At 64.3% G+C, this 13,853-nt stretch carries 13 protein-coding genes; 9 read left to right on the top strand and 4 right to left on the bottom strand.

Annotated elements, in window-relative coordinates; all coding sequences use genetic code 11:
- Positions 1-83 precede the first annotated feature (83 nt).
- The 9 genes from LB554_RS09590 (at position 84) to LB554_RS09630 (ending at position 9,229) form a co-directional block, all read left to right on the top strand.
- Positions 84-563 (top strand): formate dehydrogenase subunit gamma, encoded by a 480-nt coding sequence (locus tag LB554_RS09590; protein WP_140614859.1) that lies wholly within the window; start codon positions 84-86, stop codon positions 561-563.
- Complete coding sequence (locus LB554_RS09595; protein WP_140614860.1) at positions 560-2,116, top strand: formate dehydrogenase beta subunit; 1,557 nt, start codon at positions 560-562, stop codon at positions 2,114-2,116. Before LB554_RS09590 ends, LB554_RS09595 begins: the two co-directional genes overlap by 4 nt.
- A gap of 10 nt (positions 2,117-2,126) precedes the next feature.
- Positions 2,127-5,039 carry a formate dehydrogenase subunit alpha gene (gene fdhF / locus LB554_RS09600; RefSeq protein ID WP_140614861.1) on the top strand — a complete coding sequence of 971 codons (2,913 nt, stop codon included), beginning with the start codon at positions 2,127-2,129 and terminating at the stop codon, positions 5,037-5,039.
- 2 nt (positions 5,040-5,041) lie between these two features.
- Complete coding sequence (gene fdhD / locus LB554_RS09605) at positions 5,042-5,872, top strand: formate dehydrogenase accessory sulfurtransferase FdhD (protein ID WP_140614862.1); 831 nt, start codon at positions 5,042-5,044, stop codon at positions 5,870-5,872.
- Entirely contained in the window at positions 5,862-6,173 is a 312-nt protein-coding gene (locus LB554_RS09610; RefSeq protein WP_015314122.1) for a formate dehydrogenase subunit delta, read from the top strand. Before fdhD ends, LB554_RS09610 begins: the two co-directional genes overlap by 11 nt.
- A gap of 110 nt (positions 6,174-6,283) precedes the next feature.
- Positions 6,284-7,837, top strand: a complete 1,554-nt coding sequence (locus tag LB554_RS09615; RefSeq protein WP_224584254.1) for an alpha/beta fold hydrolase — start codon at positions 6,284-6,286, stop codon at positions 7,835-7,837.
- A gap of 109 nt (positions 7,838-7,946) precedes the next feature.
- The gene (locus LB554_RS09620; protein WP_140660571.1) at positions 7,947-8,426 is read left to right on the top strand and encodes a carboxymuconolactone decarboxylase family protein; all 480 of its coding nucleotides are present in this window, start codon (positions 7,947-7,949) and stop codon (positions 8,424-8,426) included.
- An 82-nt stretch (positions 8,427-8,508) separates the two neighbouring features.
- On the top strand, positions 8,509-8,871 hold the full coding sequence (locus LB554_RS09625; RefSeq protein ID WP_015314125.1) for a nuclear transport factor 2 family protein: 363 nt from the start codon (positions 8,509-8,511) through the stop codon (positions 8,869-8,871).
- Between the two features lie 43 nt (positions 8,872-8,914).
- Positions 8,915-9,229 carry a hypothetical protein gene (locus LB554_RS09630; protein WP_015314126.1) on the top strand — a complete coding sequence of 105 codons (315 nt, stop codon included), beginning with the start codon at positions 8,915-8,917 and terminating at the stop codon, positions 9,227-9,229.
- A gap of 178 nt (positions 9,230-9,407) precedes the next feature.
- Here the strand turns inward: LB554_RS09630 and LB554_RS09635 are convergent, their stop codons facing one another.
- From LB554_RS09635 to LB554_RS09650, 4 genes are all read right to left on the bottom strand, one after another.
- The gene (locus LB554_RS09635) at positions 9,408-10,835 is read right to left on the bottom strand and encodes a gamma-aminobutyraldehyde dehydrogenase (protein ID WP_140714175.1); all 1,428 of its coding nucleotides are present in this window, start codon (positions 10,833-10,835) and stop codon (positions 9,408-9,410) included.
- A 96-nt stretch (positions 10,836-10,931) separates the two neighbouring features.
- Complete coding sequence (locus LB554_RS09640; protein ID WP_140614865.1) at positions 10,932-11,747, bottom strand: ABC transporter permease; 816 nt, start codon at positions 11,745-11,747, stop codon at positions 10,932-10,934.
- Positions 11,737-12,687, bottom strand: coding sequence for an ABC transporter permease (locus LB554_RS09645; protein ID WP_224584439.1), 951 nt, complete (start codon positions 12,685-12,687; stop codon positions 11,737-11,739). The genes LB554_RS09640 and LB554_RS09645 overlap by 11 nt, the downstream gene beginning before the upstream one ends.
- Positions 12,688-12,701: 14 nt before the next feature.
- Positions 12,702-13,700: an ABC transporter ATP-binding protein gene (locus LB554_RS09650; protein WP_224584256.1), complete on the bottom strand. Its 999-nt coding sequence runs from the start codon at positions 13,698-13,700 to the stop codon at positions 12,702-12,704.
- Between the last annotated feature and the right edge of the window lie 153 nt (positions 13,701-13,853).

The following is a 13,853-nucleotide window of genomic DNA, read 5'->3' on the forward strand; positions in this document are numbered from 1 at the left end:
GAAACAGCTTTATTGATTTCGCGGGTTTCCTCTGATTTTGTAAAGACTTAGCGATAAAAGCTATCGACCAGGGAGGGCGCTGCATGACGATGCAGCCTGCAAGTACCGAGATCGCATCGCGCACGGCGGCGATTATCCAGGAGTTGAAGGACCTCGAGGGTCCGCTGCTGCCGATCCTCCACGGCATCCAGGAAGAATTCGGCCACGTCCCGCAGGATGCCGTCCCCATCATTGCCGACGGCCTGAACCTGTCCAGGGCCGAGGTGCATGGTGTCGTGACTTTCTATCATGATTTCCGCGCGCGCCCGGCCGGGCGGCACGTGCTCAAGCTCTGCCAGGCGGAAGCCTGCCAGTCGATGGGTTCGGACGCGGTCGCCGCCAAGGTCAAGCAGTTGCTCGGCATCGACTTCCATGAGACCACGCGTGACGGATCGGTTACGCTGGAACCGGTCTATTGCCTCGGGCTGTGCGCCTGCTCGCCGTCTGCGATGCTGGATGGCGAGGTGATCGGTCGGTTGGATGACGACAGGATCGACGAGATCGTCGCCGAGGTGCGCTCATGACCCCCCGCATCTATATTCCCGGCGATTCCGGCGCACTGGCGCTGGGCGCGGAAAAGGTCGCGAAGGCCGTCGCCAAGGAACTCGCGGAGCGCGGCATCGAGGCCAAGATTGTGCGCAACGGCTCGCGCGGCGCCTATTTCCTCGAACCGATGGTCGAAGTGGCGACGGCCAATGGCCGTGTCGCCTACGGGCCGGTGAAACCGTCGGACGTGAAGAGCCTGTTCGACAGCGGTTTTCTCACCGGCGGCCATCACAAGCGCTGGCTCGGCGCACCGGACAAGATTCCGTTCCTGGCCAAACAAACTCGCTTGACGTTTGCACGTTGTGGCATCAACGACCCGCTGTCGCTCGATGCCTACAAATCGCTCGGCGGACTGAGCGGCCTGCGGAACGCGGTGGCCATGGCGCCCGCCGACGTCGTCAAGCAGGTCACCGACTCCGGCCTGCGCGGCCGCGGCGGCGCAGGCTTCCCGACCGGCATCAAATGGAAGACGGTGCTCGATACGACATCGGAGCGCAAATACATCGTCTGCAATGCCGATGAGGGCGACAGCGCCACCTTCGCCGACCGCATGATCATGGAGGGCGACCCCTTCGTGCTCATCGAAGGCATGACCATCGCTGGCATCGCCACCGGCGCGACCAAGGGTTTCGTCTATATCCGCTCGGAATATCCGCACGCGGTGGCTGTCATGAACAAGGCCGTCGAGATCGCCCGCAAGGCCGGTGTGCTCGGCGTCAATGTGCTGGGTTCGCCCAACGCCTTCGACATGGAAATCCGCGTCGGTGCCGGCGCCTATGTCTGCGGCGAGGAAACCTCGCTCTTGAACAGCCTGGAAGGCAAGCGCGGCGTGGTGCGCGCCAAGCCGCCGCTGCCCGCGATACAGGGTTTGTTCGGCAAGCCGACGGTGATCAACAACGTCATTTCGCTGGCTTCCGTACCCATCATCATGGACAAGGGCGCCGCCTTCTACAAGGATTTTGGCATGGGCCGCTCGCGCGGCACGATCCCGATCCAGATCGCCGGCAACGTCAAGCAAGGCGGCCTGTTCGAAACCGCTTTCGGCCTGACGCTGGGCGAGATCGTCGACGAGATCGGCGGCGGCACGTCCACCGGGCGCCCAGTGAAGGCGGTGCAGGTTGGCGGACCGCTCGGCGCCTACTTCCCGCGCGCACTGTTCGACACGCCGTTCGACTACGAGGAATTCGCCAAGCGCGATGGGCTGATCGGCCATGCCGGCATCACGGTTTTCGACGATACCGCCGACATGCTGAAGCAGGCACGCTTCGCCATGGAGTTCTGCGCCATCGAAAGCTGCGGCAAGTGCACTCCTTGCCGCATCGGCTCGACGCGGGGCGTGGAAACCATCGACAGGCTCGCCGCCGGAATCGAGCCGGAAAAGAACCTCGCTCTGGTTACCGACCTCTGCAACACGATGAAGTTCGGTTCGCTCTGCGCGCTGGGCGGCTTCACGCCCTACCCGGTGATGAGCTCGATCACCCATTTCCCCGAGGATTTCAAGCCCGCGCCAGCGCGCGTGGCTGCTGAATAGGAGCTGGCAGATGAACATCAAGGCCGACTTCCCAACGCTGATCGAAGAGATTGACTACGGAACTCCGGAGTCGAAGGCGCAAAAACAGGTCACGCTGACCGTCGATGGCCGCAGCATCAGCGTGCCTGAAGGCACGTCGATCATGCGTGCGGCGATGGAAGGCGGGGTGGAGATCCCCAAGCTCTGCGCCACCGACATGCTGGACTCCTTCGGTTCCTGCCGCGTCTGCCTCGTCGAAATCGACGGGCGCGGCGGTACGCCGGCTTCCTGCACGACGCCTGTCGGCGAAGGCATGGTGGTGCGCACGCAGTCGGACAGGCTCGACGCCATCCGCCGGGGCGTCATGGAACTCTACGTCTCCGACCATCCGACCGGCTGGCACGAGAAGGCCGGAACTGGCGCCAGCGAGTTCGATGTGGTGGCGAAGTCTGTCGGCCTGACCGAAAATCGCTACGGCGTTGAGGGCCGCAACCACGTCAAGGAAGAAAATGGCGTCGCGCCGGGCCATGGCTCGCTCGCGGTCGACTACATCGCCCGTGATGAGTCCAACCCCTATTTCACCTATGATCCGGCGCAGTGCATCGTCTGCTCGCGCTGCGTGCGCGCCTGCGAGGAGGTGCAAGGCACTTTCGCGCTGACCATCGAGGGCCGCGGCTTCGAATCGCGCATGGTCGCCGGCATGCACGAGGACTTCATTGCCTCCGAATGCGTGTCCTGCGGTGCCTGCGTGCAGGCCTGTCCGACCGATGCGCTGCGCGAGAAGACCGTGCTCGAAAAGGGCCTGCCGGAGCGCTCGGCCGTGACCACCTGCGCCTATTGCGGCGTCGGCTGCTCGTTCAAGGCCGAAGTGAAGGGCGACGAAGTCATCCGCATGATGCCCTACAAGGAGGGCATGGCCAACCATGGCCATTCCTGCGTGAAGGGCCGCTTCGCTTACGGTTATGCCACCCACAAGGACCGCATCCTGTCGCCGATGATCCGCGAAAAGGTCAGCGATCCGTGGCGCGAAGTGAGCTGGGAAGAGGCGATCGCCCATACGGCCAAGGAATTCCGCCGCATCCAGTACCAGTACGGCCGCACCGCGATCGGCGGCATCACCTCCTCGCGCTGCACGAATGAGGAGACCTACCTCGTCCAGAAGCTGGTTCGCCAAGGCTTCCGCAACAATAATGTCGACACCTGCGCGCGTGTCTGCCATTCGCCGACCGGCTATGGGCTCGGCCAGACCTACGGCACCTCGGCCGGCACGCAGGACTTCGATTCCGTCGAATTCACCGACGTCGCCGTCATCATCGGCGCCAATCCGGCTTCCGCGCACCCGGTGTTCGCCTCGCGGCTGAAGAAGCGGCTGCGTCAGGGCGCCAAGCTGATCGTGCTCGACCCGCGCCGCACCGAGATGGTCAAGTCGGCCCATGTCGAAGCCGACTACCATTTGCCGCTGAAGCCCGGCACCAATGTCGCCGTGCTGACCTCGCTGGCGCATGTCATCGTCACCGAGGGCCTTTTCGACGAAGCCTTCATCCGCGAGCGCTGCGACTGGGCGGAGTTCCAGGACTGGGCGTCCTTCGTTGCCCTGCCGGAAAACAGCCCCGAAATCGTCGGCAAGCTGTCCGGCGTCGATCCGGAGTTGATCCGCGGTGCCGCCCGTCTCTACGCCAAGGGCGGCAATGGCGCGATCTATTACGGCCTCGGCGTCACCGAGCACAGCCAGGGCTCGACCACGGTGATGGCGATCGCCAACCTCGCAATGGCCACCGGCAATATCGGCCGGCCTGGCGTCGGCGTGAACCCGCTGCGCGGCCAGAACAATGTGCAGGGCTCCTGCGACATGGGCTCGTTCCCGCATGAGTTGCCGGGCTACCGGCACATTTCGGGTGACGCGGTGCGCGACATCTACGAAAGCCTCTGGGGCGTGAAGCTCGACGACGAACCCGGCCTGCGCATTCCCAACATGCTGGATGCCGCCGTCGACGGCTCGTTCAAGGGCATCTACATCCAGGGCGAGGACATCCTGCAGTCCGATCCCGACACCAAGCATGTCGCCGCCGGCTTGGCCGCGATGGAATGCGTGGTCGTGCACGACCTCTTCCTCAACGAGACGGCGAACTACGCGCATGTCTTCCTGCCGGGCTCGACCTTCCTCGAGAAGGACGGCACCTTCACCAATGCCGAACGCCGCATCAATATGGTGCGCAAGGTGCTGGAACCGAAGGCGCGCTACGCGGATTGGGAGGCGACGCAGGAACTCGCCCGTGCGATCGGCCTCGACTGGAACTATACCCATCCGTCCGAAATCATGGACGAAATCGCCAAGACGACGCCAAGCTTCGCCAACGTTTCTTTCGACCTGCTCGACCGGGTCGGCTCCGTGCAATGGCCCTGCAACGACAAGGCGCCGCTTGGCACCCCGATCATGCATGTCGATGGCTTCGTGCGCGGCAAGGGCAAGTTCATCCGCACCGAATATGTGGCGACGGACGAAAGAACCGGACCGCGCTTCCCGCTGCTGCTGACCACCGGCCGTATCCTGTCGCAGTACAATGTCGGCGCGCAGACGCGGCGCACCGAAAATGTCATGTGGCACTCCGAGGACCGGCTGGAAATCCATCCGCACGACGCAGAAAATCGTGGCCTGCGCGATGGCGACTGGGTCCGGCTGACCAGCCGTTCGGGCGAGACGACGCTGCGCGCGCTGATCACCGACCGGGTGTCGCCGGGCGTGGTCTACACCACCTTCCACCATCCCGACACGCAGGCCAACGTCATCACCACCGACTTCTCCGACTGGGCGACCAATTGTCCGGAATACAAGGTGACCGCGGTGCAGGTCGGCGCTTCCAACGGCCCGTCGGAATGGCAGCGCGACTATGACGAGCAGGCCAAGCAGAGCCGTCGCATCGCTCCGCTGCAGGCGGCGGAGTAGTTTTGGCCCCGCGCCGCAAAGCGACGACGCAGATATCGCGACTGGCGCACCGCGCCAGCGGCACGGCTGCGGCCAACCGCATGGTGCCGGAGGAGACGCCAGTGGCGTTCTCCTTCGCCGGCACCACGCATGCGGTGATGATGGCGAGCCCCGCCGATTTCGAGGATTTCGCGCTCGGCTTCTCGCTCACCGAAGGCATCATCGCTGCGCCTGATGAGATCGAAGCCATCGAGGTCGAGGATCATGGCGCCGGCATCGACATCCAGATCCGGCTGAAGGACCAGGCCAATACGCGCTTCGAGGCTCGCCGGCGGCGGCTTGCCGGGCCGGTCGGCTGCGGGCTCTGCGGCATCGAATCCATCGAGGAAGCAATGCGCTCGGTCGATCCGGTCGGTGCGTCGAAGCTTACGCTTGAGGCCGACGATATCACCCGCTCGGTCAAGCTGCTGTCGAAGGTGCAGCCGCTGCACACAGAGACTGGCGCCGTGCACGCCGCCGGCTTCTACGTCCCTGGCAAGGGCGTCGTCATGGCGCGCGAGGATGTCGGCCGCCACAATGCGCTGGACAAGCTGGCCGGCGCGCTGGCCAAGGCCAATATCGATGGCGCATCGGGCGCCGTCGTGGTGACCAGCCGTGTTTCGGTCGAGATGGTGCAGAAGACGGCGGCGATCGGTTCAGCCTTCATCATCGCCGTCTCGGCGCCGACGGCCCTTGCCATCCGCACCGCGGAAGAGGCCGGCATGACGCTGGTGGCGCTGGTGCGTGGCGACGATTTCGATGTTTTTACCCACCCCGACCGGGTGATTTCGGGAGTTGCCCAGCATGTCGCATGACGAAGAGCACATCATGAGCACGGGGGAAAAGCTGGTGCGCATGGCCAACCAGATCGCCGCCTTTTTCCACTCCAGGCCACGCGAGGAAGGCGTTGCCGGCGTCGCCGAGCATATCAACAAGTTCTGGGAGCCGAGAATGCGGCGCCAGTTCTTCGAGATGCTGGACAGCGGCGGTGAAGGCTTCGACGAACTGGTCGTGGTCGCTTCGGCCAGGATCAAACGGCCGATCACGCCGGCGGAGGCCGATCTCAAGCTCGGCCTCGCGGCCTCGCCTGGCGACGTCGCCGCGTCGCAAAAGTAACCGCGTCGGCCGCCGGCTACATTCATTTCCGCTAAAATATAAGCTGCCGCAACCGGCGCGGCTCTGCTATGGTTGGCGATCAGAAATCGTCAGGCCGGGCGGACACCCTCGTGAGGCCGATCGAGACCCGATACGCCCTTAGCGGCGAGGTGCGGATCGCCTATCAGGTGGTCGGCCAGGGGTCGTTCGACCTCGTCTTCGTCCCCGGCTTCATCTCCAACCTCGACCTGCACTGGGAAGACGAGGGCTATACCAGGCTCCTGAGGCGGCTTTCGGCCTTCTCACGGCTGATCCTGTTCGACAAGCGCGGCACGGGTCTTTCCGACCGCGTCGATGTCCATCACCTGCCCAGCCTCGAGACCCGCATGGATGATGTGCGCGCGGTGATGGATGCGGTCGGCAGCGGCCGCGCGTCGATCCTTGGCGCTTCGGAAGGCGCGCCGCTGGCGATGCTGTTCGCCGCCACCTATCCAGAGCGGACGCGGGCACTGGCGCTCTATGGCGGCTACGCGCATTTCCACAAATGGGTGATGCCGCCGGAGCGTCTGGAAGCCTTCATCGCGACGGCCGAGACGGCCTGGGGCACAGGCGCCACCTTGCCCAATTTCGCACCGGGCAGGGTCGACGATACCCGCTTTTCAACCTGGTGGGCGCGCTTCGAGCGGCTGTCGGCAAGCCCTACCGCGGCGGCGACGCTGGCGCGGATGAACGCGGGGATCGATGTACGCGGCGTCCTGGCGGCAATCGGCGCGCCGACGCTGCTGATCCATCGTCGCAACGATGTGCGGGTCGACCCCGACGCCAGCCGCTTTCTGGCCAGGAAGATCCCCAACGCGCGGCTGGTCGAAATCCCGGGGCGCGACCATCCGATCTGGACCGGCGATGTCGACCGGGTCGCCGACCTGATCGAGGAGTTCCTGACCGGCGAGCGCGCCGTGGTGGAAGCCGAACGCGTTCTGGCTGCGCTTCTCGTGACTCGGATCTACGACACGGCCCGCCTCGGAGACCGGATGTGGAGTGAACGCAGCCAGCATTTCCATGAGACATGGCGGACCCTTGTGACGCGCCATGGCGGGCGCTGCGCGGACATGCACTCCGAGATGATGATTTCGCGCTTCGACGGCCCTGGGCGTGCCTTGCGTTGCGCGGCGGCGTTGCGGGACGCGGCGCAGCAAATCGGGGTGGCAAGCGCGCAAGGGGCGCATGTCGGCGAGATCGAGTCGCGGGGGGGTCCTGCAGGATTGACGGGCCGCGTGACGATACAACTCGCCGCTCACGCCGGGCGCGGCGAGATATTGGCGTCGAGGCTGGTCGCCGATCTGGCCGTCGGCTCGGGTCTTCATTTCGTCGATCGCGGGCGTGTGGGCATCGACGAGCTGGACGAGCCGCTGGCGTTTGTGCTTGCGATGTCCGAACAGCACCTGGAGCCGGCCTGCCGGCCCAAGACCAAAGCGGCCGAACCGGCTTGCCTGACCGCGCGCGAGAGCGAAGTCGTGAATTTGATCGCCGACGGCAAGAGCAATGCGGCAATCGCCGCCGAACTCAGGCTGAGCGAGCACACGGTCAAGCGCCACGTCGCCAACATACTGCTGAAGCTCGACCTGCCGTCGCGAGCGGCCGCGGCGGCATTTTCCGCCAGGCAGACTGGCCCGGACGGGCCATGAGAGCCATGGCGCTTTCGGGCGAAGCAGGCACACTGCCATAGGCGCTATCAATTCCCCCATGCAGGCCAAGGCGGATATCGCCGGAAAGGCGCTGCGAACGGAGGATGAAATGCCCAAGTCAAAACTGAATGTCAGGTCACTCGTGATCGCGGCGGGCATTGGCGCGCTGTTCACGATCACTCCGGCGAAAGCCGAGGATGCGTCGGCGGCGACAGCCTACAAGGACATCGAGGCGACGCTCGGCTCGGTGCCGGATATGTTCAAGACACTGCCTGACGTCGCCATCGCCGGCGCCTGGGCCGAGATCAAGGGCGTCCAGCTCAATCCCAAGACCGCGCTCGACGGCAAGACCAAGGAGCTGATGGGGCTGGCGGTCGCGTCGCAGATCCCGTGCCAGTATTGCATCTATTTCCACACCGAGGCGGCCAAGCTCAACGGCGCATCGGACGAAGAGATCAAGGAGACGATCGCGATGGCCGCGATCGTGCGCCACTGGTCGACGATCCTCAACGGCAGCCAGGTCGATCTGGCCACCTTCAAGAAGCAGACCGACGGCGTGTTTGCGGCAGTTAAGGCCAAGTCACAGTGAAAGACACCGCCCGTCGGCGAGCGCCGGGCGACACCTCAAACGTCAAACGCCCGATCTTGAAGACGGGCATAGGGAGGATAAAATGCTGACCAAGACCCAAGCCGTGGATGGCGCGGCGATCAAGAAAGCGATCGAAGGCCGTGACGGCAAGATGCTGTCGAGCTTCTATGCCGATGATGCGCTGGTGCGGGTGATCGACCGCAACAATCCGCCGAGCAAGCCGCGCGAAATCCGCGGGCGCGCGGCGATCACGACGTTCTGGGACGACATCTGCAGCCGGGCGATGACCCACAAGGTCGACACCACCATCGCCCACGGCGACAGCCTGGCATTCACCCAGGCATGCGCCTACCCGGACGGCACCAAGGTGTTCTGCGCGGCAATGCTGGAGCTGAAGAACGGCCTGATCGCGCGCCAAACCGTCGTGCAGGCCTGGGACGAGTAGATCAACCCGCGGCCTGAGCCGCAAGTGATGGAGGAGAACCAACATGTTCAGCGCCAGATGGCAGATCGATGCCAAGTTCGGGCACAAGCAGACGGTGCTCGAGCTGATGCGGAAATGGGAACGCGAGATCGGCTCGCAGGTCGGCCTCACCGAGCTCAAATTCCAGATCATGACCGGATCGATCGGCGCCCGTGAAGCGACGGTCGAGTCGCATCACCAGGTCGAAAGCCTGGCCCAGTTGGAGGCGATGTTCGCCAAGATCGGCAAGATCGACGCGCACGCCAAATGGGGCAAGGAGATGGAGCCCTATGTCGTGTCGGGCACCAGCCTGTGGAACATCTATCGCATCGTGGAGTAGCGGCCGGAGTTCTTCTCCCGTTCACGGGAGGAGATGCCGCAGGCAAATGAGGGCAGCGCCGGCATCGTAGAAGCTTGCGCTGCCCCTGATCCGGCGCCCGGCCCTTCGCTATGGCTCCGGGCGTTCGTCGCTTCGATCGACAAATCGTTGTCGATTGATCGCCAGCGGCGACCGCTCCTCACCCATGCGCAACCATCACATGGCGCACGGCGGTATAATCCTCCAGCGCATAGAGCGACATGTCCTTGCCGTAGCCGGATTGTTTCAGGCCGCCATGCGGCATCTCGTTGGTCAGCATGAAATGGGTGTTGATCCAGGTGCAGCCATATTGCAGCCGCGCGGCGGTCGCCATGGCGCGCGAAACATCCTTGGTCCACACGGATGACGCCAGGCCGTAATCGCTGTCGTTGGCCCAGGCCACCGCCTCGTCCACTTCCGTGAAGCGGGTTATCGAAACGACGGGGCCGAACACTTCGCGGCGCACGATCTCATCCTCCTGCAGCGCGCCGGCGACGACAGTCGGCTGGTAGTAGAAGCCGGTGCCCTCGCCCGGCTTGCCGCCGGTGGTGATCTCGATGTGCTTCAGCTCCGAAGCACGTTCCACGAAGCTCGAGACGCGGTCGCGCTGGCGTCGCGAGATCAGCGGCCCGATCTCGTTCTCGGTGTCGTCTGATAGATTGTATTTGATCGTCGAGACGGCGGTGGAGAGATCGGCGACAAGCTTGTCGTAGATCTTCTTGCCGGCATAGATGCGGCAGGCGGCGGTGCAGTCCTGGCCGGCATTGTAGTAACCGAAGGCGCGCAGGCCTTTGACGACGGCGCCAAGGTCGGCGTCGTCAAAGACGATGACCGGCGCTTTGCCGCCGAGTTCCAGATGCGTGCGCTTGACCGATTTGGCGGCGGCCTGCAGCACCTTCTTGCCGGTGGCGACGTCGCCGGTGATCGAGATCATGTTGACCCTGGGGTGATTGATCAGCGTGTTGCCGACGCTGTCGCCCCGGCCAAGCACGACATTAACGACGCCCTCGGGCAGGACATCGGCCAGGATCGTCGCCAGCTTCAGCGCCGTCAACGGCGTCTGCTCCGACGGCTTGAAAACCACCGTGTTGCCGCCGGCGATTGCCGGCGCCAGCTTCCAGGCCATCATCATCAGCGGATAGTTCCATGGCGCGATCGAGGCGACGATACCGATCGGGTCGCGCCGGACCATCGAAGTGTGGCCGGGCAGATATTCGCCCGCTACCACACCTGGCATAGAGCGCACCGCCCCGGCGAAGAAGCGGTAGCAGTCGACGATGGCCGGGATTTCGTCATTGAGCACCGCATTGATCGGCTTGCCGCAATTCAACGCCTCCAGCGTCGCGAACTCCTGCGCCTCGGTCTCGATGCGGTCGGCGATCTTCAGGAGGTAGCCGGAGCGCTGTGCCGGCGTGGTGCGCGACCACAAGGCGAACGCCTTTTCGGCGGCGCTCACCGCCGCCTCGATCTGTGCCTGGCTGGCCTCGGGCAGATTGAGGATGGTCGCCCCGGTCTTCGGATTGAGGATCGGCTCCTCGGTCTCGGTGCCCTTCTCGAATTTCGAGCCGATCAGCATCTGGGTGTCCATGGTGTCTCCTTGGGGCAGAAGCGAATGGGGTAATTAGTGAGTAGTGAGTAGTTAAAGAGCGGACCAAATCTACTCACTACTCACTACTCACTACTTTCATTTGCCCGAACCGGCGATCTGGTCACCGTCGCGGGTCAGGTAATAGGCAAACAGGATCGGCAGCAGCGTCACCAGCACGACCACCATGGCCACGACATTGGTGACCGGGCGCTGGCGCGGGCGGATCAGTTCCTCCAGCATCCAGATCGGCACGGTCTGCTGCTGGCCGGCGGTGAAGGTGGTGACGATGACCTCATCGAACGAGAGGGCGAAGGCCAGCATGCCGCCTGCGAGCAGTGCGGTGGCGATGTTGGGCAGCAGGACATGGCGAAAGGTCTGGAAGCCATCGGCGCCGAGATCCATCGAGGCCTCGATCATCGAACCGGAGGTGCGGCGGAAACGAGCGACCGCGTTGTTGTAGACGACGACCACGCAGAAAGTGGCGTGGCCGAGCACGATCGTCCAGAACGAGAACGGGATTTCGGCCAGCGAAAAGGCCGAGCGCAGCGCGATGCCGGTGATGATCCCGGGCAGCGCGATGGGCAGGATGACCAGCAGCGAGATGGTCTCGCGGCCGAAGAATTTCGTCCGTGACACAGCTGCGGCGCAGAGCGTGCCGAGCAGCAGCGCGATCGCGGTCGAGATGGCGGCGACGCGCACCGACAGCGACAGCGCTTCCCAGACATCGGGCCGGTTCCAGGTGACGGCGAACCATTGCGTGGTCAGCCCGGGCGGCGGCCAGACGAAGCTCTTCTCCTCGGTGGTGAAGGCATAGACGAAGATCAGCAGGATCGGCAGATGCAGGAAGAGCAGGCCGCTGGCGGCGGCGATCTTCAGGCCGAGGGGAGCGGATTGACCACGGTCAGAGCGCATCGAAAGCCCCCATGCGCTTGGCGCCCCAGAGGTAGAAACCCATGATGACGATGGGCACCACGGTGAAGGCGGCGGCGAGCGGTATGTTGCCGGCGGTGCCTTGCTGCGAATAGACGGCCTGGCCGATGAAGAGGCGCGAGGTGCCGATGATCTGCGGGATGATGTAGTCGCCCAATGTCAGCGAAAAGGTGAAGATCGAACCGGCGACGATGCCGGGCAGCGCCAGCGGGAACAAGACGTTGCGGAATGTCTGCCCCGACGAAGCACCGAGATCGGACGAGGCCTCGACCAGATTGCCAGGCACCCGCTCCAGGGCTGCCTGAACGGGGAGGATCATGAACGGCAGCCAGACATACACGAACACGATGAAAGTGCCGGTGAACGACACCGACAGCGAATTGCCGCCGACCACCGGCAGCGACAGCCAGGCGTCGAGCAGCCACAACAGGTTGAGCTTGGCGAGCAGCCAGGTGAGGATGCCTTCCTTGGCCAGGATCAGCTTCCAGGCATAGATCTTGACCAGATAGCTCGACCACAGCGGCAGCATGACCCCGAGATAGAACAGCGCCTTCCAGCGGCCGCGCGCATAGCGCGCCGCATAGTAGGCGATCGGGAAAGCGATTATGGCGGAGGCAAGCGTGACCAGTGCGGCCATCGTCACCGTACGCAGGATGATGTCGAGATTGGCGGCCTGGAGCAGGTCGCCATAGGTCTTCAGCGTGAATTGGCGATTGATCAGGCCCGAGAACTCATCGATCGAGAAAAAACTCTGGGCCAGCAGCGCGAACAACGAGCCGATATAGACGATGCCGAGCCACAGCACTGGCGGAACTAGCATCAGCAGCAGCAGGACTTTTGGCCGGCGCCAGAAGAGGTCTGAGAGCGCACCGCGCATGCCGCCGCTGCCGGGCAGGATGGCGGGCGCCGTGGCACGCGGCATGGTAGCGTCGAGGCTCATACCGGCTCGTCCATCAGGTGCAGATGCTCGCGGTTGAAGGTGAGCATGACCGCCTCACCTTCGGCCGGCAGGGGCGTTCCCGCAGGCACCACGGCGTGCAGTTTCAACCCGTCGGCATCGAGCGCCAGCCTTGTCGTGGCGCCGAGATAGTTGGTCGAGACGAGGCGCGCGGCGACGCCTTCGCCGCTCGCCGCGCGGCCGACACGAATGGATTCAGGGCGCAGGCTGCCCCAGCGGCGCTGGCCGCAATAGCGCTGCACGAAATCGGGCGGCAGCACGTTGGAGGAGCCGACGAAATCGGCGACGAAACGCGTGCTCGGCCGCTGGTAGATATCCTCGGGCGTGCCGATCTGCATGATCCTGCCATCGTTGAAGACGGCGACGCGATCGGCCATCGACAGCGCCTCGCCCTGGTCGTGAGTGACGAAGACGAAGGTGATGCCGAGCGCCTTCTGCAGCGATTTCAGCTCTTCCTGCATGTTTTCGCGCAGCTTGAGGTCGAGCGCGCCGAGCGGCTCGTCGAGCAGCAGCACCTTGGGCTGGTTGACCAGGGCACGGGCGAGCGCGACACGCTGGCGCTGACCCCCGGAAAGCTGGCCGGGCCGGCGCGCGCCATAGCCGGGCAGCCGCACCAGCGACAGCGCTTCTTCCGCCGCCTTGTGCCGCTCGGCCTTGCCGACACGCTTGACCATCAGCCCGTAGGCGACGTTGTCGAGCAAGTTGAGATGCGGGAACAGCGCGTAGTCCTGGAACACGGTGTTGACGTTGCGGCGGTAGGGCGGCACGCCCTCGGCCCGCTCGCCGAAGATCGAGATCGAACCCGCCGTCGGCTGCTCGAAGCCGGCGATAAGACGCAGGCACGTGGTCTTGCCCGAACCGGACGGCCCGAGCATGGCGAAGAATTCGCCTGGCGCGATGTCGAGATCGACAGCGTCGACAGCGCGAACGCTGCCGAAATGGCGCGAGGCTTTTTGAAAGGAAACGGCTGATATCATGGGGTGTCCTGCAATGTCCCAGGCTCTTCAATTGAAGCGTCTGCGCTGCCCCTCATCCGCCTGCCGGCACCTTCTCCCCGTATAGTGACGGGGAGAAGGAAGCTGGTCGCGATATTGGCGCTTATTCTGCAACGTTGGTAGTTGGCGAAACCA

Source organism: Mesorhizobium sp. CO1-1-11 (assembly GCF_020164995.1).
In the GTDB taxonomy this organism is placed as follows: Bacteria; Pseudomonadota; Alphaproteobacteria; order Rhizobiales; family Rhizobiaceae; genus Mesorhizobium; species Mesorhizobium australicum.

Bases quoted from the DNA above. Each gene is read 5' to 3' on its own strand.
- LB554_RS09630 (WP_015314126.1), top strand. From the start codon at position 8,915: ATGTTCAGCGCCAGATGGCAGATCGATGCCAAGTTCGGGCACAAGCAG.
- LB554_RS09640 (WP_140614865.1), bottom strand. From the start codon at position 11,747: ATGCGCTCTGACCGTGGTCAATCCGCTCCCCTCGGCCTGAAGATCGCC.
- LB554_RS09635 (WP_140714175.1), bottom strand. From the start codon at position 10,835: ATGGACACCCAGATGCTGATCGGCTCGAAATTCGAGAAGGGCACCGAG.
- LB554_RS09625 (WP_015314125.1), top strand. From the start codon at position 8,509: ATGCTGACCAAGACCCAAGCCGTGGATGGCGCGGCGATCAAGAAAGCG.
- LB554_RS09645 (WP_224584439.1), bottom strand. From the start codon at position 12,687: ATGCCGCGTGCCACGGCGCCCGCCATCCTGCCCGGCAGCGGCGGCATG.
- LB554_RS09610 (WP_015314122.1), top strand. From the start codon at position 5,862: ATGTCGCATGACGAAGAGCACATCATGAGCACGGGGGAAAAGCTGGTG.
- LB554_RS09650 (WP_224584256.1), bottom strand. From the start codon at position 13,700: ATGATATCAGCCGTTTCCTTTCAAAAAGCCTCGCGCCATTTCGGCAGC.
- LB554_RS09595 (WP_140614860.1), top strand. From the start codon at position 560: ATGACCCCCCGCATCTATATTCCCGGCGATTCCGGCGCACTGGCGCTG.
- fdhF (WP_140614861.1), top strand. From the start codon at position 2,127: ATGAACATCAAGGCCGACTTCCCAACGCTGATCGAAGAGATTGACTAC.
- LB554_RS09620 (WP_140660571.1), top strand. From the start codon at position 7,947: ATGCCCAAGTCAAAACTGAATGTCAGGTCACTCGTGATCGCGGCGGGC.
- LB554_RS09590 (WP_140614859.1), top strand. From the start codon at position 84: ATGACGATGCAGCCTGCAAGTACCGAGATCGCATCGCGCACGGCGGCG.